Below are 16984 nucleotides of genomic sequence, written 5' to 3' on the forward strand. Positions count from 1 at the left end.
CCTGTGGGCGAAAAAGAGAAAGAATTTGCTGTTATTGGGCTTGGCCGTTTTGGTGGAAGTATTTGCCGTGAATTAGCTCAATTAGGTATGGAAGTAATGGCAATTGACTCAGATGAGGATAAAATTAATGAGTTTGCAAATATAGCTTCGCATGCTGTAATTGCAGATTCAACAGATGAGATGGTATTAAAAAGTCTTGGTATTCGTAATTTTGATCATGTAGTCGTTGCTATTGGAGATAATTTGAATTCAAGTATTTTAACAACGTTAATTTTGAAAGAATTAGGTGTGAAAAATATTACTGTAAAAGCTCAAAATGACTATCATGAAAAAGTGTTAAGTAAAATAGGGGCAGATCATATTGTGCATCCAGAACGAGATATGGGAAAAAGGATTGCTAATAATATCGCATCAAGTAATGTGTTAGATTACCTAGAGCTTTCAGATGAGCATAGTATTGTAGAGATTATCGCAAATAAAAAAATTGATGGGCACTCTTTAATTGAATTAGATATTCGTGCGAAGTTTGGTTTGAACATTGTAGCAATTAAACGTGGGAAAGAAGTTATCGTATCTCCTCGAGCTACAGAAAACGTTCAGGCGGGAGATATATTAATTGTAATTGGTCATGACGATGAAGTAGATCGTTTTAAGCATTTTTTAAGATAAGAGAAAAGGACAATGCCGAGGAGGCATTGTCCTTTTTCTTATATTTCCATAATGATTGGTAAAATCATTGGACGACGTTTCGTTTTTTCGTATAGGAATGGTGCTAATGTGTCTGTAATCTCATTTTTAATTTCAGACCATTGTGTTGTTTTTCGCTCCATTACTTTTTCTAAATGTGTTGTAATTAATGTTTGAGCATCGTTGATTAAATCGCTGCTTTCACGCATATAAACGAAACCACGCGAGATGATATCAGGTCCTGCTGCAACTTTAAATTCTTTCATATCAATGCTTACAACTACAATAACAAGTCCTTCTTCAGAAAGAATGCGACGATCACGTAATACGATATTACCGATATCTCCAATACCATTTCCATCGATATAGACAGAGCCAGATGGGATTTTCCCAGCTACGCTTGCTTCATCAGAACGTAAAGCAAGAACATCTCCATTATCCATAATGAAACAATTTTCTTCTGGAATACCACAATCATTCGCTAATTTCATATGCATACGTTGCATACGATATTCACCATGAATTGGCATGAAATATTTGGGCTTAATAAGACGTAGCATTAACTTTTGTTCTTCTTGTCCACCGTGTCCACTCGTATGAATATTTGAGAGTTTACCATGGATTACATCAGCACCAGCGCGGTACAACATGTTAATTGTACGACTTACACTAATTGTATTGCCTGGGATTGGTGAAGAAGAGAAAACAACTGTATCGCCAGGGATAATTTGAATTTGACGATGTGTACCATTGGCAATACGTGAAAGTGCTGCCATCGGCTCCCCTTGACTACCTGTACATAACATAACAACTTTATTAGCTGGTAGGCGGTTTAGCTGAGCTGTGTCTATGAATGTATCCTTTGGACACCGGATATAACCAAGGTTTTGTCCGATTTCAATAGCCGCTTCCATACTTCGACCGAATACAGCTACTTTACGATTGTTTTCAACAGCAGCCTCAACAACTTGTTGTAAGCGATGGATATTCGATGCAAAGGTTGCGAATATAATACGACCGTCTACTTTGCGGAATATATCTTGAATACTATCACCAACGCGGCGCTCAGACATCGTAAAGTTTGGCACTTCACTGTTTGTACTATCAGATAAGAGACAAAGTACACCGTCTTTTCCGATTTCGGCCATTTTTGTTAAATCTGCTGGCTCACCTACTGGTGTGAAATCAAATTTGAAATCACCTGTATGAACGACTTGTCCTTGAGGTGTTTTCACAACAACTCCGTATGAATCCGGAATACTGTGAGTTGTACGGAAGAAGGAAACAGATGTCTTTTTAAATTTAATAACATCATCTTCTTGAATTTCATAAAGTTTTGCTTTACGAAGTAATCCGTGCTCTTCTAATTTGTTTTTTATTAGGGCAATTGCTAATTTTCCGCCGTAAATTGGAATGTTTACTTGACGTAATAGATAAGGAATTCCACCGATATGATCTTCGTGACCATGTGTAATGAATAATCCTTTAATTTTATCTTCGTTTCGCACAAAATAAGTGTAATCTGGTATTACATAATCGATCCCGAGGAGTTCGTCTTCTGGAAATTTAATTCCAGCATCAATTATAATAATTTCATCTTGAAATTGAACAGCATATGTATTTTTACCGATTTCACCAAGACCACCGAGGGCAAAAACGGCAGCTTGATCATTTTTTAGGAATTTCATATGACTATACGATCTCCGCTAATATTAAATCAGCGTTTTGTTTTTCATATTCAAGATGAGCACCAGTAACAGACTGAACGAACTCGATATTATATGCGAACTTATTTAATTTTTTACGAACATCCTTTTGAGACGTAGCCTCTAAATATAAAACTTTTGTATTTTCACGTACTGGGACCTCAGTTAATTTTTCTTGATAAAATACTTTAAAAATCATTTGGAAAACCTCTCCTTGTCTATGTTTTGCATTATCTGTTACTTATTATAAAGCAAACAGTCACGATTTTCATGTTTTTTCGAATGAGAATGAAGAAAAAGCCCGAAATGGGCACAATTTAAGCGATTGTCTTCTTACGGACTAAATCGTTTAAATAACGCTTGAGCTTTTTCTTCAGCTTCTTCAGCATGATTACTCCTTCCTTTCCTTATTTAAAACATGCATATTACTAATGATAACTCTGTCTCCCATACAAGAAAGAAGATTAGAAGTGAATAGTGAATCTTGTTCTTTTTAGTATAGTGTAAGTTATCTTGTAGTAACGATTAGTAGCCGTTAGTTATAGATATAGTATGAGGAAGAATAGAAAAGAAAATTCATCCGAACAAGTATCCACATTTTTTCACTAATAGTATATGCACATTTCATAAATAAGGTCAGAAAGTGAACGCTTTCTTCACAGATGTTTAATATGTTATACTTTTTTTTGAAATTTGAAAAGTGATAATCAAAATAGGAATATAGAGTGCCAGAAAGGATTTTGACAAATGAATGATAAAATTGTCTTTTTTGATATTGATGGAACATTATTAGATCATGATAAGAAAATTCCGCAATCTACAAGAGATGCAGTAAGAGATTTACAAGAAAAAGGTGTGCATGTAGCGATTGCGACAGGGCGTGCGCCATTTATGTTTGAAGATATTCGTGAGGAACTCAATATACATAATTATGTTAGTTTTAACGGGCAGTATGTTGTATTTGAGGATGAGGTATTATTTAATAATCCATTACATCCTGATGCTCTACATAAGTTTACTCAGTTTGCAAAACAAGAAGGATATCCACTTGTATATCTTGACCATCAAGAAATGAGAGCGTCAGTGGAATATCATGATTATGTAAAAGAAGGTTTTGGAAGCTTACAATTCGATCATCCGGCATATGAACCTGATTTTTATGAGAAACGCGATATTTATCAAACGCTTCTTTTTTGTGAAGTAAACGAAGAAGAAAAGTTTATGCATCATTATCCAGATTTTCATTTTATACGCTGGCATGCATATTCAATGGATATTATCCCTAATGGTGGTTCTAAGGCAAAAGGGATTGAGAAGTTTATTGAGAAAATAGGATTTAATCGTGAACAAGTATATGCATTTGGGGACGGATTAAATGATTTAGAAATGATTGAAGCAGTAGGAACGGGCATTGTGATGGGGAATGGTCATGAGGATTTGAAAAAACTTGCTAATTATGTGACAAAAGATGTTAATGAAGACGGTATTTATCATGGATTAAAGTGGGCTGGCTTGTTATAAGTAAGTGTGGAACCCATTTCATATAATAAAAAGGCGGAAGGTTAACTTCCGCCTTTTTACTATTATCGCTCGAGAGGTTTTGAATCATCGGGAGCCACAAATGGATTGTCTTTATTAATATGGTCATAGAACATAACACCGTTTAAATGGTCGATTTCATGTTGGAATACAATTGCTGGTAAACCTTTTAATCGCAGTTTTACGTCTTCACCGTTAATCGTTGTTGCCTTTACTGTAATTCTCGTGTAACGAGGGACATAACCAGGTACTTCACGGTCTACAGATAGACAGCCTTCACCATTTTGTAAATATGTACGTTCAACAGAATGACTAATGATTTTTGGGTTAAATAATGCGTAGCTATATAACGTATCGTTCGTATCAGTTACATGAACCGCAATCATTTTCTTTGAAATACCGATTTGCGGAGCCGCTAATCCGATTCCGGGGCGTAAATTATATTTTTCAGCCATTTCAGGGTCCTGGCTATTTATTACAAATTCAATCATTTCTTTAAGAGTATTTGTATCTTCCTCGCTAGCAGGTAAGGAGACCTCTTCTGCGACGTCGCGCAAAATAGGATTTCCTTCACGAATTACCTCATTCATTGTAAGCATATGTAATCTCTCCTTTCTCCTTTAGTCTACCAAAGGAGATAAAAAAAGTCATCGGCAAGTAAGGAAGAGCTACTTGGAAACAAATCTTCTACAGATAAGTTATGTAATAAAAAGAAAAGACGGCAAAGCCGTCTGTTTCTTTCCATAGTTGTTTCATTTTACATTAATTAGCGAATGCAAGCAGCACCAACGATAATTAAAAGGATAAACAACACAACGATTAAGGCGAAGCCGCTTCCAGATCCGCCACAAGAACCGCCATAACCGTAGGAAGGATATGAACAAGTTGTTGGATAGCAATATGAGTATCCGTACATGAGATGACCTCCTTTATCATTTCCCGCTAATACTGCGGTTACTATAATGTATGGAGGAATGATCAGAAATGTATAGGTATTTACCTATAAAAGGAAGAAGTGTTTGTATAATTTTCTTGAGAAGAGAGAAAAACTAAGGAGAATTAAATCGTTTACATATTATTCTAAGAGAAAAAATAAGTTAAAAAGGGAATAATATAACAGCAGGTTATTGCTTACTAATACAGATGTGAAAAATAAAAACACGTTTGTGTAGAGGAAACCGGCATATTATTTATAAAAAAACGTATTCAAAGTAATTGACATCGTAATTAGAATAGTTGTAAACTAAAAAACGTGATCAAGATTGTATTAATATGTTTTTGAAAAAACATTAGTACAGATTGTTAGGTACACAAAATTATTCTCAACCGACAAACAAATTTGTTGGTTTACATTGTTGCGCTTTCAGTCTAGCTAATAGATAGTGAAAGCGTTTCAGAATATGGTTCAAGAGAGGAAGAGGTGAACGGAATGGGTACTAAAACAAAAAAGACCCTATTTAATGTTGATGAGCAAATGAAAGCTATCGCAGCTCAATTTGAAACATTACAAATTTTAAATGAAAAAGGCGAAGTTGTGAATGAAGCAGCTATGCCTGAATTATCTGATGATCAATTAAAAGAATTAATGCGCCGTATGGTGTATACTCGCGTACTAGATCAACGTTCTATTTCTTTAAACCGTCAAGGACGTTTAGGTTTCTACGCACCAACTGCTGGACAAGAGGCTTCTCAATTAGCAAGTCATTTCGCACTTGAAGCAGAAGATTTCATCTTACCAGGATATCGTGACGTTCCACAATTAGTGTGGCACGGCCTACCATTATACCAAGCATTCTTATTCTCTCGTGGACATTTCATGGGTAACCAAATGCCTGAGAATGTAAATGCACTTGCTCCACAAATCATTATCGGTGCGCAAATCATCCAAACTGCTGGTGTTGCGTTAGGTATGAAATTACGTGGTAAAAAATCTGTTGCAATTACTTACACTGGTGACGGTGGTGCTTCACAAGGTGACTTCTACGAAGGTATGAACTTTGCGGGTGCATTCAAAGCTCCAGCAATCTTCGTTGTACAAAACAACCGTTATGCAATCTCTACTCCAGTAGAAAAGCAATCTGCAGCTAAAACTGTAGCACAAAAAGCAGTAGCAGCAGGTATTTACGGAATTCAAGTAGACGGTATGGATCCATTAGCTGTATACGCAGCAACTGCTTTCGCTCGTGAGCGCGCAGTAAATGGCGAAGGTCCTACTTTAATCGAGACTTTAACATTCCGTTATGGTCCACATACAATGGCTGGTGATGACCCAACTCGTTACCGTACAAAAGATATCGAAAACGAATGGGAACAAAAAGATCCAATCGTACGCTTCCGTGCATTCTTAGAAAACAAAGGCCTATGGTCTCAAGAAGTTGAAGAGAAAGTTATCGAAGAAGCAAAAGAAGATATCAAACAAGCAATTGCTAAGGCTGACCAAGCTCCAAAACAAAAAGTTACTGATTTAATGGAAATCATGTACGAAAAAATGCCTTACAACTTAGCTGAACAATATGAAATTTACAAAGAAAAGGAGTCGAAGTAAGCCATGGCTCAAATGACAATGATTCAAGCAATCACTGATGCTTTACGCGTTGAAATGAAAAATGATCCTAACGTACTTGTGTTTGGTGAAGACGTTGGTGTAAACGGCGGAGTATTCCGTGCTACTGAAGGTTTACAAGCTGAATTCGGTGAAGATCGTGTAATGGATACTCCACTTGCAGAGTCTGGTATTGGTGGACTTGCAGTTGGACTTGCACTTGAAGGCTTCCGTCCAGTTCCAGAAATCCAATTCTTCGGTTTCATTTTTGAAGTAATGGATTCAGTTTCTGGTCAATTAGCTCGTATGCGTTACCGTTCTGGTGGACGTTGGACTGCTCCAGTAACAATTCGTTCTCCATTCGGTGGTGGTGTTCATACTCCTGAACTACATGCTGATAGCTTAGAAGGATTAGTGGCACAACAACCTGGTCTAAAAGTTGTTATTCCATCTACTCCATACGATGCAAAAGGTCTTTTAATCTCTGCGATTCGTGACAACGATCCAGTTATCTACTTAGAGCATATGAAATTGTACCGTTCATTCCGTCAAGATGTACCAGAAGGTGATTACACAATTGATTTAGGCAAAGCTGACATCAAACGTGAAGGTACAGATGTATCTGTTATCGCTTATGGTGCTATGGTTCATGCTGCATTAAAAGCTGCTGAAGAACTTGAAAAAGAAGGTATCTCTTTAGAGGTTGTTGACTTACGTACAGTTCAACCATTAGATATCGAAACAATCATCGCTTCTGTTGAAAAAACAGGCCGCGTAGTTGTAGTTCAAGAAGCTCAAAAACAAGCTGGTATTGCAGCTAACGTTGTAGCGGAAATTAACGACCGTGCAATCTTAAACTTAGAAGCTCCAGTTGTACGTGTTGCAGCTGCTGATACAGTATTCCCATTCTCTCAAGCTGAGAGCGTATGGTTACCAAACCATAAAGATATTGTTGAAGCTGTTAACAAAGTAATGAACTTCTAATTTTTAGTTTTTCATGTGCAAAAGAAATCAGCACATGCTGGTTTCTTTTGTACATATTCCATAATAATGAAATGAATCAGGGGGCTGAATTCCGTGGCATTTGAATTTAAACTACCAGATATCGGTGAAGGTATCCACGAAGGTGAAATCGTAAAATGGTTTATTAAACCAGGCGATGAAGTAAATGAAGATGATGTACTTCTTGAAGTACAAAATGATAAAGCAGTAGTAGAAATCCCTTCTCCTGTTAAAGGTAAAGTACTTGAAGTACTTGTAGAAGAAGGAACAGTTGCAATTGTAGGAGATACATTAATTAAATTTGATGCTCCTGGATACGAAAACCTTAAATTTAAAGGTGACGATCATGATGAAGCTCCAAAAGCTGAAGAAGCAGCAGTAGAAGCTCCAGCAGCGGAAACTACTCCAGCAGCAACTGCAGAAGTAGTAAATGAGCGTGTAATCGCTATGCCATCTGTTCGTAAATATGCTCGTGAAAAAGGTGTAGACATTCATAAAGTAGCTGGTTCTGGTAAGAACGGCCGTGTTGTGAAAACTGACATCGATGCATTTGCAAATGGTGGACAAACTGTAGCAGCAACTGAGGCTCCAGCAGCAGTAGAAGCTACTCCAGCAGCAGCAGCGAAAGAAGAAGCACCAAAAGCACAACCAATCCCAGCTGGTGAATATCCAGAAACTCGTGAGAAAATGAGTGGTATCCGTAAAGCGATTGCGAAAGCAATGGTTAACTCTAAGCATACAGCTCCTCACGTAACATTAATGGATGAAGTAGATGTAACAGAACTTGTTGCTCACCGTAAGAAGTTCAAAGCTGTTGCAGCTGACAAAGGTATTAAATTAACTTACCTTCCATACGTTGTAAAAGCTTTAACATCTGCATTACGTGAATTCCCAATGTTGAATACTGCTTTAGACGATGCTTCTCAAGAAATCGTTCATAAACATTACTTCAACATCGGTATCGCAGCTGATACAGACAAAGGTCTATTAGTACCAGTTGTTAAAGATACAGATCGTAAATCTATCTTTACTATCTCTAACGAGATCAATGAACTTGCTGGTAAAGCACGTGATGGTCGTTTAGCTCCAACTGAAATGAAAGGTGCTTCTTGCACAATTACAAACATTGGTTCTGCAGGTGGACAATGGTTCACTCCAGTTATCAATCACCCAGAAGTAGCAATCCTTGGTATCGGCCGTATCGCTGAGAAACCAGTTGTGAAAAACGGTGAAATCGTTGCAGCTCCAGTATTAGCATTATCTCTAAGCTTTGACCATCGTTTAATTGACGGCGCAACTGCTCAAAAAGCATTAAACCAAATTAAACGTCTATTGAATGACCCACAATTATTAGTAATGGAGGCGTAATAACAATGGTAGTAGGAGATTTCCCAATTGAATTAGATACAGTCGTTGTTGGTGCAGGTCCTGGTGGATACGTTGCGGCAATTCGTGCAGCACAATTAGGTCAAAAGGTAGCGATTATTGAAAAATCTAACCTTGGTGGCGTATGCTTAAACGTTGGATGTATTCCTTCAAAAGCGTTAATCAATGCAGGTCATCGTTATGAGAATGCAATGCATTCTGATGACATGGGTATCACTGCAGAGAACGTAAAAGTTGACTTTACAAAAGTTCAAGAATGGAAAAACGGCGTAGTTAAGAAATTAACTGGCGGTGTTGAAGGCCTTCTTAAAGGTAACAAAGTTGAAATCATTCGCGGTGAAGCTTACTTCGTAGATGCTAACACATTACGCGTAATGACTGAAGATGCAGCACAAACTTATACGTTTAAAAATGCTGTTCTTGCAACTGGTTCTACACCAATCGAAATTCCAGGATTCAAATACTCTAAACGTGTTATCAACTCTACAGGCGCTTTAAGCTTACCTGAAATTCCTAAAAAACTTGTTGTAATCGGCGGCGGTTACATCGGTATGGAATTAGGTACTGCATATGCTAACTTCGGTACAGAAGTTACTGTAGTAGAAGCTGGCGACGAAATCTTAGCTGGTTTCGAAAAAGCTATGAGCTCTGTTGTTAAACGTGCTCTACAGAAAAAAGGTAACGTAAATATCCATACAAAAGCTATGGCTAAAGGCGTTGAAGAAACAGAAACTGGCGTAAAAGTTAGCTTTGAAGTTAACGGTGAAATCCAAACTGTAGAAGCAGATTACGTATTAGTAACTGTAGGTCGTCGTCCAAACACTCAAGAAATCGGTCTTGAGCAAGTTGGAATTAAAATGACTGACCGTGGCATTATCGAAATTGATGAGCAATGCCGTACAAATATTTCAAACATCTATGCAATCGGTGATATCGTTCCTGGACCACCATTAGCTCACAAAGCTTCTTACGAAGGTAAAGTAGCTGTTGAAGTAATTAGTGGCCATGCATCAGCAATCGATTACATCGGAATTCCTGCAGTATGCTTCACTGATCCAGAATTAGCATCTGTTGGTTACACTAAGAAACAAGCTGAAGAAGCAGGAATGACAGTAGCTGTATCTAAGTTCCCATTCGCTGCAAACGGTCGTGCGTTATCATTAAACAGCACTGACGGTTTCTTACAACTTGTAACGCGTAAAGAAGATGGTCTTCTTGTAGGTGCACAAGTTGCAGGTGCAGGTGCTTCTGATATTATCTCTGAGATTGGTTTAGCTATCGAAGCTGGAATGACAGCTGAAGATATCGCTCAAACAATCCATGCTCACCCAACATTAGGTGAAATCACAATGGAAGCAGCGGAAGTTGCTCTTGGAATGCCAATTCACATTGTAAAATAATTTAAGTAATGTAAATACCCCATCTCTTATTTAAAGAGATGGGGTATTTTTATTTTCATAAAATGACTTGCAAGGTCTTTATATGTACTTGTCGAATGAATATATAATACTTTAAATGAACCGTTAGCATATATGCCGTTATATAATATGTAATTGATTCAAACTTAATCCCATATATTAATAAAATAGAGCATGTCAAAGGAGAAGGTTCCATGAGAATATTACATGTTATATTTTATCATTTTCTATTATGGAGTGGTTTTTCCATTGTATTAACATTATCGAATGGTGATAAGTTTCATTATAAAGTAATTCTCTTTTTCGTATTTCTTTATTTGGCATATGTGATTGCATGTTTTGTATTACACGTAAGAAAGCAGGCATTATTCCTTACGTGTTCAAATTGCATACTTTTTTTAATCATATTCTCTATTTTTTAAATTAACGTTTATAGAAATACATTGTTCTTCCATTAAATAGTTGTAACTCTCCTTCTAATTTCTTCGCTAGAAAACGGCTAAATTCATTTGCTTTTCCTTTATCACCAAATGTTGCTGTAGTAGGCAAAGAAACCTGAATAAAAGATTGTTCCTTTTCTATTCCAATCCCAACATAAATAGAATCATATCGATCGTGACTCGATTGGAGTTTTAATGTTGTTGCTGATGTATCTAATATTTCATAAGGAAAAGCTGTATTTGTATAAGCATAATTAATTTGATCACCAGTCTTGGAAGTAACGGTTTTATAGTTATGAAAAAGGTGTTTAACATCTTCTATTGAAACAGATTGTTGATTGGATTTAGGTACAAGTGTGATAAAGGCGTGTTGCATACAAATTCCCCCTTAGCTTAGTAGAATAATATCATTCTACATCCTACTGAATTTTTTGACAATTAAAAGGAGTATTACTTTTTTTGTTTAATATATTAATGAGTAGGAAGTGTTATTTAGAAAGGTGGAAACTCATGTTTGAAAAATTGTATGATGAGCATGAAAGTGTGAAGGTACGATTTTTAGGATTTATGACGCATGATACACGTTATGATTTTGGAGTTATTTATACAAATATGTTTTTTGGAAAGCCACTTATTGTTTGTATGCAAACAGGGAGATCTACTTTGCTTGGGAGAGATGATGTAGAAAATGTTCCATATATACAGGAAACTTTTAAGTTAGGATCGGAAGAGGAGGCGGAGGAGTTAGCTCAGTTTTTTAAATTTCTTGTTCCGTCTACTTCTTTGCATGCGGAGTATGAAGAATAATTAACAAGAAACAGTCGTACGTATGAGATATGGCTGTTTTTTTGTGTTAATATCGCATACTAATTTAATTTTAAAATATTTAATGTGTTATACTAAAAACCTATTGACGTAAAAAGTATAACATATTAAAATAAAGACAGAAAGTTAAGCGGTTACAAAAGTTTTTGGGATTATAAACTTAGGGGGAAATGAAAAATGGGAACAATCGTATGTCAAGATTGTGAAGGTACAATTGCACACTTCGAGGATGAGAAAGTAACGGTACTTTACGGGAAATGTGGATCTTGCGGATGTGATCACACAGAACATACAAAAGCCCAATAATTGATAGGAAATTGACAGCTAAAAGTTTTTAGGACCATAAACTTAGGGGGAAATGAAAAATGGGAACAATCGTATGCCAAGTTTGTGAAGGAACAATCGGACATTTTGAAGATGAGAAAACGACAGTACTTTATGGGAAATGTGGTTCCAATTGTGACTGTGCTAGTAGAGACAATGCGAAAGCTTAATCATATATAAGTAGATTATTCTTTAAACTCAGGGGGAAATGAAAATGGGAACAATCGTATGCCAAGTTTGTGAAGGAACAATCGCACATTTTGAAGATGAAAAATCAACAGTACTTTATGGGAAATGTGGATCTCATTGCGAATGTGACCATACAGAACATACAAAAGCTTAATAATTAAGAAAAAACGCCTACACATGTAGGCGTTTTTTTAATAGATTGTAGTTGTATGCCCGACTGTTGCAACAATTGCATCATCTCTAATAGGAATAAATCCTATTGATGTTTGTGGTGTGTTAGGAGGGGCATATTGACTCATCATACGGCTATCAATACGAGTAATAAAATCGGTTAAATAAGCTGAAATAAAAGCATAAGGAATCCTTCGTTCATTTAATGAATAAATAATTTCCTCTTTCGTTTTTACGCCTACGCCATGTCCGTAAAAAAAGAAGTTTCCTAGATAGATTGTATTTTCTCCTTGCCACTCAATCGTAGCTGGATTAACTTGTGGATTTTTAAAGTAAACGAGGTCACCTGGAACGATATCGCCACTCGTTTTTGTTATGAGCTTTAAGTCGCGATCGTAGTCCCATGTATAAAGTAAGAGGTTTGCGAATAGACGGTTGAAAGTTTTTTCCTCATATAATGATAGTAATGCTTTGTAAAAAATGATAATCATTGCGGTGGCACATTCAGTTCCATATAGTTTTCCGTTTTTAAAAATATCTTGGATGGCAATGGAAGGGGCTATGTTTGGGAGTAGTTGAAATCCGCCAAGTGATGTTCTTTCCCAAAACTGAGGGTTGCAAAAAGATTGTTGAAACGTACGAAACTGAAATCCACTTTGAAAAAGTTCTAGCGCGGAAGTAATAATATTAACTCGTAAATTAAGATCAAAGCTGAGTTCATCGGCTGTTCGGAAGGAATAAACTTCTTGATTTCCCGCCATTATGGATAAAATCTGTTGTTTTTCAGCTGCAAATGGCTCATATTCATTTGTGATATAAGGGTGTACAATAGAACGGCCTATCACAATCATAATGGTATCCCCACCTATACGTTACAGATTTCGCGATACGGGAAAGCCTATATTGGACTTTAGACATAGGATGAAAGTATCGCTTTTTCATAGAAAAACATTTATCCCGCTATTTGCGGGCAGTAAGAATTCCACCTCAAAATTCGGCTGGAGCCCTGCTGCCCGTAAACGCCCGATTGGTGAAGGCTAATAATCAGTGGGGATGAACAAAACCCCACTGATTAAAGTTTCACTTTATATTTTGGTAGACTTTAACTACAGACAAGTACAAGTCTTTAAAACGCCAATGTGTTCTTTGAAAAAAGATAGCATAGGGAGTTCGATAGCCGAATTCAAGCTATCGGTAAAATGATATGTGTCGTCAAGAACAAGACGCTAAAACACCTGAACACGAATCTGTACGGTATGGTATAGTACAGTAGCTCACGAACCTATACGGTCTGTTGTGAGAGTGGTGATGGCACACCGCAATCTTGCACGTCAGCGATACCAGAAATGGACTTCGCCTTAGGTAGCAAGAATCCCACTGATGTTAGTCAGCTTGCCCCATTAGGGTGGGAATGTCAAATTCTTTAGTATCGTATGAAAAAAAGAGAAAAAAGGTGAAAGAAAAGCCTATCAACTGATAGGCTTGTACTCTTTAATAACACGTAATGTTTGTAATGTCATATCTTCAGGACCTTGTACAGGTAACCCAGCTTCTAAATTTTTAAGAATATACTCTAAGTTATCTTGTGTAATAATTTCCCCCGGAGTAAAGATTGGAATCCCTGGCGGATAAACCATAACAAAATCAGCTATAATACGACCTGCTGCGTTTTCAAATGGAATGACTTCTGTTTCTGAATAAAAGGCATCTCTAGGAGAAAGTGCTAGCACAGGTATTTCAGGTATTTCTACTTGTACTTGAACACCTTTGTCTGCTCTATTTCTATATGTTGCTGCTAAATCTTGTAATGCTGTAATAAGTGTATCTGTTTCACTTTCTGTATCTCCAAATGTGATAAGACAAAGTATGTTATATAAATCAGAGAGTTCTACTTCAATGTTGTAATGTTCTCTAAGCCATACTTCAGCCTGATGGCCTGTAATACCTAAATCTTTTACAGATACAATTATCTTTGTAGGATCATAGTTAAAAGTAGCATCTGTTCCTAGCATTTCTTTTCCGGGACAATAAAGATGCTCAATAGCATTAATAGCATCACGAACATGCTCAGCTAATTGTATTGTTTGTTCTATGAGAGCTGTTCCTTCTGTAGCAAGACGTTTTCTAGCAACATCAAGGGATGCTAACAAAATGTAAGAAGTTGATGTAGTCGTAAGCATGCTAATAATGGATTGGACATGCTTTACGTTCACAAGACCTTCTTTTACATTAAGAATAGAGCTTTGGGTTAAAGACCCACCTAATTTGTGAACACTTGTTGCTGCCATATCTGCACCTGCTTGCATAGCTGATATTGGTAGTTCATCATGAAAATGGATATGAACACCGTGAGCCTCATCAACAAGTACAGGAATATCGTAAGAATGAGCTAATTCTACAATCTGCTCTAAATCTGCAGCAAACCCAAAATATGTTGGATTTATAACAAGTAAGCCTTTCGCATCTGAGTGCTCTTCAAGAGCCTTTTTGACAGATTGAATTGTGATCCCATGTGAAATACCGAGCTTCGGATCAATCTCAGGATGCATGAAAATTGGTTTTGCACCTGAGAAAATAATAGCTGACATTACTGATTTATGCACATTCCGTGGCACGAGGATTTTATCCCCAGGACCGCACACGCTCATCACCATTGTCATAATTGCACCACTTGTACCTTGAATAGAAAAGAACGTATGATCTGCACCGAAAGCAGCGGCTGCTAAATCCTGTGCTTCTTTAATCATACCTTTTGGATGATGTAAATCATCGAGCGGCGCAATATTAATTAAATCAATTGCTAATGCATTATGCCCAATAAATTCGCGAAATGTAGGATCCATGCCCTGTCCTTTTTTATGACCAGGAATATGGAATTGAACTGGATTTCGCTTACTGTGCTCAACTAAAGCGGTAAACAATGGTGTTTCGTATTGGGACAATCTATACACCCCTTCTTCTTCGTAATATTTATTAGAGTTTGTTTTATATGATTTCATCTGATTCTAAAAGGAAATTAAGATGACAAACTTTTAGAACTTGACTTGTTTTTCTGCCATTCGCAAAAGCCTTTTTTGGGATGGTAGTCTCACTTTATTCTCTATAAAACAAAAGCATTATATCACCAATAATTATAGATGTATAGAAAAATCGCATTTTCAAGGTGAGTATGTTTAATAGTTATATTTTAAATACTGCAAAGAGGAAGACAATTCCATTGAAATGGATAAATGGTGTATAATGCAGAGTGGCTATAGTGAAGAATAAAAGGTTGTCTTAAAGGTAGCATAATGGAAAAAGAAAGAATACTGAATGAGGTGCAAAAATGGAATATCAATATCCACTTGATTACAATTGGTCAAATGAAGAAATGGTAGCAGTTGTAAAGTTTTATGAAGCGATTGAAAAGGTATATGAAAAAGGAGTTTTGAGAGAAGATTTGATGGAATTATATCGTCGTTTTAAAGAGATTGTGCCATCGAAGGCAGCGGAGAAAAAAATTGATAAAGAATTTCAAGAAGTAAGTGGATATTCTATATATCGTACGATTCAAAGAGCAAAAGAAGTAGCGGAAAAAAAGATTGTAAAAATGTAAAAATATTTTGAAAATTAAAATGCAAAGTGCTATAATGTGATAACAACTAAAAACGGACAATATAAATTGTCCGTTTTCTACTATCGATTACAAAGTGCATATAAAGGAAGGAGTGGTTGCATCGTAGATTCAATCTTAGCAAGGAATTGTTCGTTGGTCATTGCTGAAAACTCCTCTGGTGATATATGAATACCGACTAATAACTCTGCTTTTTTCACAGTAGCTAAACGTTCAATCATCTTTTGTAAGTCTTCCGTTTCAAGCGTTTTATGTAGTTTTACACCTGGTTTAGTATGGTCAATGGACCAAACGAAGTCATTTGGAATATTTGTTTTTAAATCATTTAAATGTTCTAAGAAGGCGTGAGCCGTCTCCACTTTTTGTGGACACTCATAGATTAAACCAAAGTATATGAAGGCGTGAGTACCCCATAAACCAATTTGAAAGTGTGGTAACATTTTATATCCACGTTTATTTGTTGAAAAAGCAACCCAAGTATCGTTTGGTGGATTGACTTTGCGGCGTGCATGTTTTGCTACATGGTAGAAAAAGTTTTCATCAGTTTGTTGTGATAAATATTCTGCAAATTGTTCCCCTAAAGCTTCTAGCTTAGGATGAATATTCGTTTTAATTGCGCTCATTCGTTCTTCAAGACCATCAACAGTAAAGACTTCAAAATCAGTTGATGTGAATGTTTGTAGTGTCATGATTGTTCCTCCAACTCCTATTTTGTTTTAATTTTAGCATAGCTTGTACTATTCATAAAAAAAACATCACAAAAAAATTTAAATAAAAAAATATAATTTTGTTGCATAGATGATTTATCCAACATAGTATAGTATAAAACAAAAAATCAGAAAATTGAATCAATTCTAGTCCGAGGGCAGACGAATATTGGGAGGAGGCAAAAAAATGAGACAGGTGATTAATGCGTTAAAGAGAACAGATGCTGAAAAGAGAATTCCGGTGCTACGTTTGGAGCTAGATTATGAATTAGCAACTTTATATGATGCGATGATGGATAACGACAAACAGAAAAAAGAAGAGTGCGTACAAAAATTAGAAGTGTTAAGACTTGAAATGATCCGTTTAGAAGCGTAATAATAGTATATGTATAAATAATTAGTTGGTGCGAACCTTATAAAGGGTTCGTTTTTTCT

21 protein-coding genes are annotated in these 16984 nt (G+C 36.4%); 13 read left to right on the forward strand and 8 right to left on the reverse strand.

The features are described 5' to 3' along the window. Nucleotides 1-3: 3 nt before the first annotated feature. The gene (locus MKX66_RS27420; protein WP_000504033.1) at nt 4-669 is read left to right on the forward strand and encodes a potassium channel family protein; all 666 of its coding nucleotides are present in this window, start codon (nt 4-6) and stop codon (nt 667-669) included. A gap of 38 nt (nt 670-707) precedes the next feature. Here the strand turns inward: MKX66_RS27420 and rnjA are convergent, their stop codons facing one another. Together rnjA and MKX66_RS27430 are read right to left on the reverse strand one after the other, a co-directional pair. Continuing rightward, on the reverse strand, nt 708-2375 hold the full coding sequence (rnjA, locus tag MKX66_RS27425) for a ribonuclease J1 (RefSeq protein ID WP_002033834.1): 1668 nt from the start codon (nt 2373-2375) through the stop codon (nt 708-710). Nucleotides 2376-2379: 4 nt separating this feature from the next. Beyond that, nucleotides 2380-2592 (reverse strand): DNA-dependent RNA polymerase subunit epsilon, encoded by a 213-nt coding sequence (locus MKX66_RS27430; RefSeq protein ID WP_000576436.1) that lies wholly within the window; start codon nt 2590-2592, stop codon nt 2380-2382. A gap of 548 nt (nt 2593-3140) precedes the next feature. Between MKX66_RS27430 and MKX66_RS27435 the strand changes: the two genes are divergently transcribed. After that, nucleotides 3141-3914: a Cof-type HAD-IIB family hydrolase gene (locus tag MKX66_RS27435; RefSeq protein WP_215590125.1), complete on the forward strand. Its 774-nt coding sequence runs from the start codon at nt 3141-3143 to the stop codon at nt 3912-3914. A 62-nt stretch (nt 3915-3976) separates the two neighbouring features. Here MKX66_RS27435 and def read toward each other — a convergent pair whose 3' ends face one another. Both def and MKX66_RS27445 read right to left on the reverse strand, forming a co-directional pair. After that, a complete protein-coding gene (gene def / locus MKX66_RS27440) occupies nt 3977-4531 on the reverse strand; it encodes a peptide deformylase (protein ID WP_002014846.1) in 555 nt (184 codons plus the stop codon). A 167-nt stretch (nt 4532-4698) separates the two neighbouring features. Further along, the gene (locus tag MKX66_RS27445) at nt 4699-4848 is read right to left on the reverse strand and encodes a YjcZ family sporulation protein (RefSeq protein ID WP_002014847.1); all 150 of its coding nucleotides are present in this window, start codon (nt 4846-4848) and stop codon (nt 4699-4701) included. Between the two features lie 513 nt (nt 4849-5361). Here MKX66_RS27445 and pdhA point away from each other — a divergent pair. From pdhA to MKX66_RS27470, 5 genes are all read left to right on the forward strand, one after another. Then, a complete protein-coding gene (gene pdhA, locus MKX66_RS27450; RefSeq protein WP_000536893.1) occupies nt 5362-6477 on the forward strand; it encodes a pyruvate dehydrogenase E1 component subunit alpha in 1116 nt (371 codons plus the stop codon). A gap of 3 nt (nt 6478-6480) precedes the next feature. Further along, a complete protein-coding gene (gene pdhB, locus MKX66_RS27455; protein WP_002033837.1) occupies nt 6481-7458 on the forward strand; it encodes a pyruvate dehydrogenase complex E1 component subunit beta in 978 nt (325 codons plus the stop codon). A gap of 93 nt (nt 7459-7551) precedes the next feature. After that, nucleotides 7552-8844, forward strand: coding sequence for a pyruvate dehydrogenase complex dihydrolipoyllysine-residue acetyltransferase (gene pdhC / locus MKX66_RS27460; RefSeq protein ID WP_002033838.1), 1293 nt, complete (start codon nt 7552-7554; stop codon nt 8842-8844). A 5-nt stretch (nt 8845-8849) separates the two neighbouring features. Further along, the gene (gene lpdA, locus MKX66_RS27465; protein ID WP_002014851.1) at nt 8850-10262 is read left to right on the forward strand and encodes a dihydrolipoyl dehydrogenase; all 1413 of its coding nucleotides are present in this window, start codon (nt 8850-8852) and stop codon (nt 10260-10262) included. A gap of 212 nt (nt 10263-10474) precedes the next feature. Then, nucleotides 10475-10702 carry a hypothetical protein gene (locus MKX66_RS27470; RefSeq protein ID WP_002088334.1) on the forward strand — a complete coding sequence of 76 codons (228 nt, stop codon included), beginning with the start codon at nt 10475-10477 and terminating at the stop codon, nt 10700-10702. A 1-nt stretch (nt 10703) separates the two neighbouring features. Here MKX66_RS27470 and MKX66_RS27475 read toward each other — a convergent pair whose 3' ends face one another. Then, the gene (locus tag MKX66_RS27475; RefSeq protein WP_002014853.1) at nt 10704-11096 is read right to left on the reverse strand and encodes a DUF1885 family protein; all 393 of its coding nucleotides are present in this window, start codon (nt 11094-11096) and stop codon (nt 10704-10706) included. 134 nt (nt 11097-11230) lie between these two features. On the opposite strand from MKX66_RS27475, the gene MKX66_RS27480 reads away from it, so the two are divergent. From MKX66_RS27480 to MKX66_RS27495, 4 genes are all read left to right on the forward strand, one after another. Beyond that, nucleotides 11231-11527, forward strand: a complete 297-nt coding sequence (locus tag MKX66_RS27480; protein ID WP_000462037.1) for a DUF3055 domain-containing protein — start codon at nt 11231-11233, stop codon at nt 11525-11527. A gap of 195 nt (nt 11528-11722) precedes the next feature. Further along, nucleotides 11723-11851 (forward strand): GapA-binding peptide SR1P, encoded by a 129-nt coding sequence (locus MKX66_RS27485; RefSeq protein ID WP_000536778.1) that lies wholly within the window; start codon nt 11723-11725, stop codon nt 11849-11851. Between the two features lie 59 nt (nt 11852-11910). Further along, nucleotides 11911-12039 carry a GapA-binding peptide SR1P gene (locus MKX66_RS27490; protein ID WP_002033839.1) on the forward strand — a complete coding sequence of 43 codons (129 nt, stop codon included), beginning with the start codon at nt 11911-11913 and terminating at the stop codon, nt 12037-12039. A gap of 44 nt (nt 12040-12083) precedes the next feature. Continuing rightward, on the forward strand, nt 12084-12212 hold the full coding sequence (locus tag MKX66_RS27495; RefSeq protein WP_002142969.1) for a GapA-binding peptide SR1P: 129 nt from the start codon (nt 12084-12086) through the stop codon (nt 12210-12212). Nucleotides 12213-12249: 37 nt separating this feature from the next. On the opposite strand, the gene MKX66_RS27500 is transcribed toward MKX66_RS27495, so the two are convergent. Further along, nucleotides 12250-13080, reverse strand: coding sequence for a protein-glutamine gamma-glutamyltransferase (locus MKX66_RS27500; RefSeq protein WP_002066931.1), 831 nt, complete (start codon nt 13078-13080; stop codon nt 12250-12252). Nucleotides 13081-13698: 618 nt separating this feature from the next. Next, nucleotides 13699-15171 carry an arginine decarboxylase gene (speA, locus tag MKX66_RS27505; RefSeq protein ID WP_002128878.1) on the reverse strand — a complete coding sequence of 491 codons (1473 nt, stop codon included), beginning with the start codon at nt 15169-15171 and terminating at the stop codon, nt 13699-13701. Between the two features lie 383 nt (nt 15172-15554). Here speA and MKX66_RS27510 point away from each other — a divergent pair, with 383 nt between their 5' ends. After that, nucleotides 15555-15824 carry a UPF0223 family protein gene (locus MKX66_RS27510; protein ID WP_002014862.1) on the forward strand — a complete coding sequence of 90 codons (270 nt, stop codon included), beginning with the start codon at nt 15555-15557 and terminating at the stop codon, nt 15822-15824. Between the two features lie 80 nt (nt 15825-15904). Here the strand turns inward: MKX66_RS27510 and MKX66_RS27515 are convergent, their stop codons facing one another. After that, nucleotides 15905-16531: a YktB family protein gene (locus tag MKX66_RS27515; protein ID WP_002014864.1), complete on the reverse strand. Its 627-nt coding sequence runs from the start codon at nt 16529-16531 to the stop codon at nt 15905-15907. 205 nt (nt 16532-16736) lie between these two features. Between MKX66_RS27515 and MKX66_RS27520 the strand changes: the two genes are divergently transcribed. Continuing rightward, a complete protein-coding gene (locus MKX66_RS27520) occupies nt 16737-16925 on the forward strand; it encodes a hypothetical protein (RefSeq protein ID WP_002121995.1) in 189 nt (62 codons plus the stop codon). Nucleotides 16926-16984 lie beyond the last annotated feature (59 nt).

Origin of the sequence: Bacillus sp. FSL R9-9530, from assembly GCF_038008145.1 — a bacterium.
GTDB classification, from domain to species: Bacteria; Bacillota; Bacilli; order Bacillales; family Bacillaceae_G; genus Bacillus_A; species Bacillus_A mycoides.

Coding starts and splice junctions, on each gene's coding strand:
- pdhA (WP_000536893.1), top strand. CDS start 5,362: ATGGGTACTAAAACAAAAAAGACCCTATTTAATGTTGATGAGCAAATG.
- MKX66_RS27430 (WP_000576436.1), bottom strand. CDS start 2,592: ATGATTTTTAAAGTATTTTATCAAGAAAAATTAACTGAGGTCCCAGTA.
- MKX66_RS27480 (WP_000462037.1), top strand. CDS start 11,231: ATGTTTGAAAAATTGTATGATGAGCATGAAAGTGTGAAGGTACGATTT.
- MKX66_RS27470 (WP_002088334.1), top strand. CDS start 10,475: ATGAGAATATTACATGTTATATTTTATCATTTTCTATTATGGAGTGGT.
- MKX66_RS27435 (WP_215590125.1), top strand. CDS start 3,141: ATGAATGATAAAATTGTCTTTTTTGATATTGATGGAACATTATTAGAT.
- MKX66_RS27490 (WP_002033839.1), top strand. CDS start 11,911: ATGGGAACAATCGTATGCCAAGTTTGTGAAGGAACAATCGGACATTTT.
- pdhB (WP_002033837.1), top strand. CDS start 6,481: ATGGCTCAAATGACAATGATTCAAGCAATCACTGATGCTTTACGCGTT.
- MKX66_RS27500 (WP_002066931.1), bottom strand. CDS start 13,080: ATGATTGTGATAGGCCGTTCTATTGTACACCCTTATATCACAAATGAA.
- MKX66_RS27495 (WP_002142969.1), top strand. CDS start 12,084: ATGGGAACAATCGTATGCCAAGTTTGTGAAGGAACAATCGCACATTTT.
- MKX66_RS27485 (WP_000536778.1), top strand. CDS start 11,723: ATGGGAACAATCGTATGTCAAGATTGTGAAGGTACAATTGCACACTTC.
- rnjA (WP_002033834.1), bottom strand. CDS start 2,375: ATGAAATTCCTAAAAAATGATCAAGCTGCCGTTTTTGCCCTCGGTGGT.
- def (WP_002014846.1), bottom strand. CDS start 4,531: ATGCTTACAATGAATGAGGTAATTCGTGAAGGAAATCCTATTTTGCGC.
- MKX66_RS27515 (WP_002014864.1), bottom strand. CDS start 16,531: ATGACACTACAAACATTCACATCAACTGATTTTGAAGTCTTTACTGTT.
- MKX66_RS27475 (WP_002014853.1), bottom strand. CDS start 11,096: ATGCAACACGCCTTTATCACACTTGTACCTAAATCCAATCAACAATCT.
- MKX66_RS27520 (WP_002121995.1), top strand. CDS start 16,737: ATGAGACAGGTGATTAATGCGTTAAAGAGAACAGATGCTGAAAAGAGA.
- MKX66_RS27510 (WP_002014862.1), top strand. CDS start 15,555: ATGGAATATCAATATCCACTTGATTACAATTGGTCAAATGAAGAAATG.
- lpdA (WP_002014851.1), top strand. CDS start 8,850: ATGGTAGTAGGAGATTTCCCAATTGAATTAGATACAGTCGTTGTTGGT.
- MKX66_RS27445 (WP_002014847.1), bottom strand. CDS start 4,848: ATGTACGGATACTCATATTGCTATCCAACAACTTGTTCATATCCTTCC.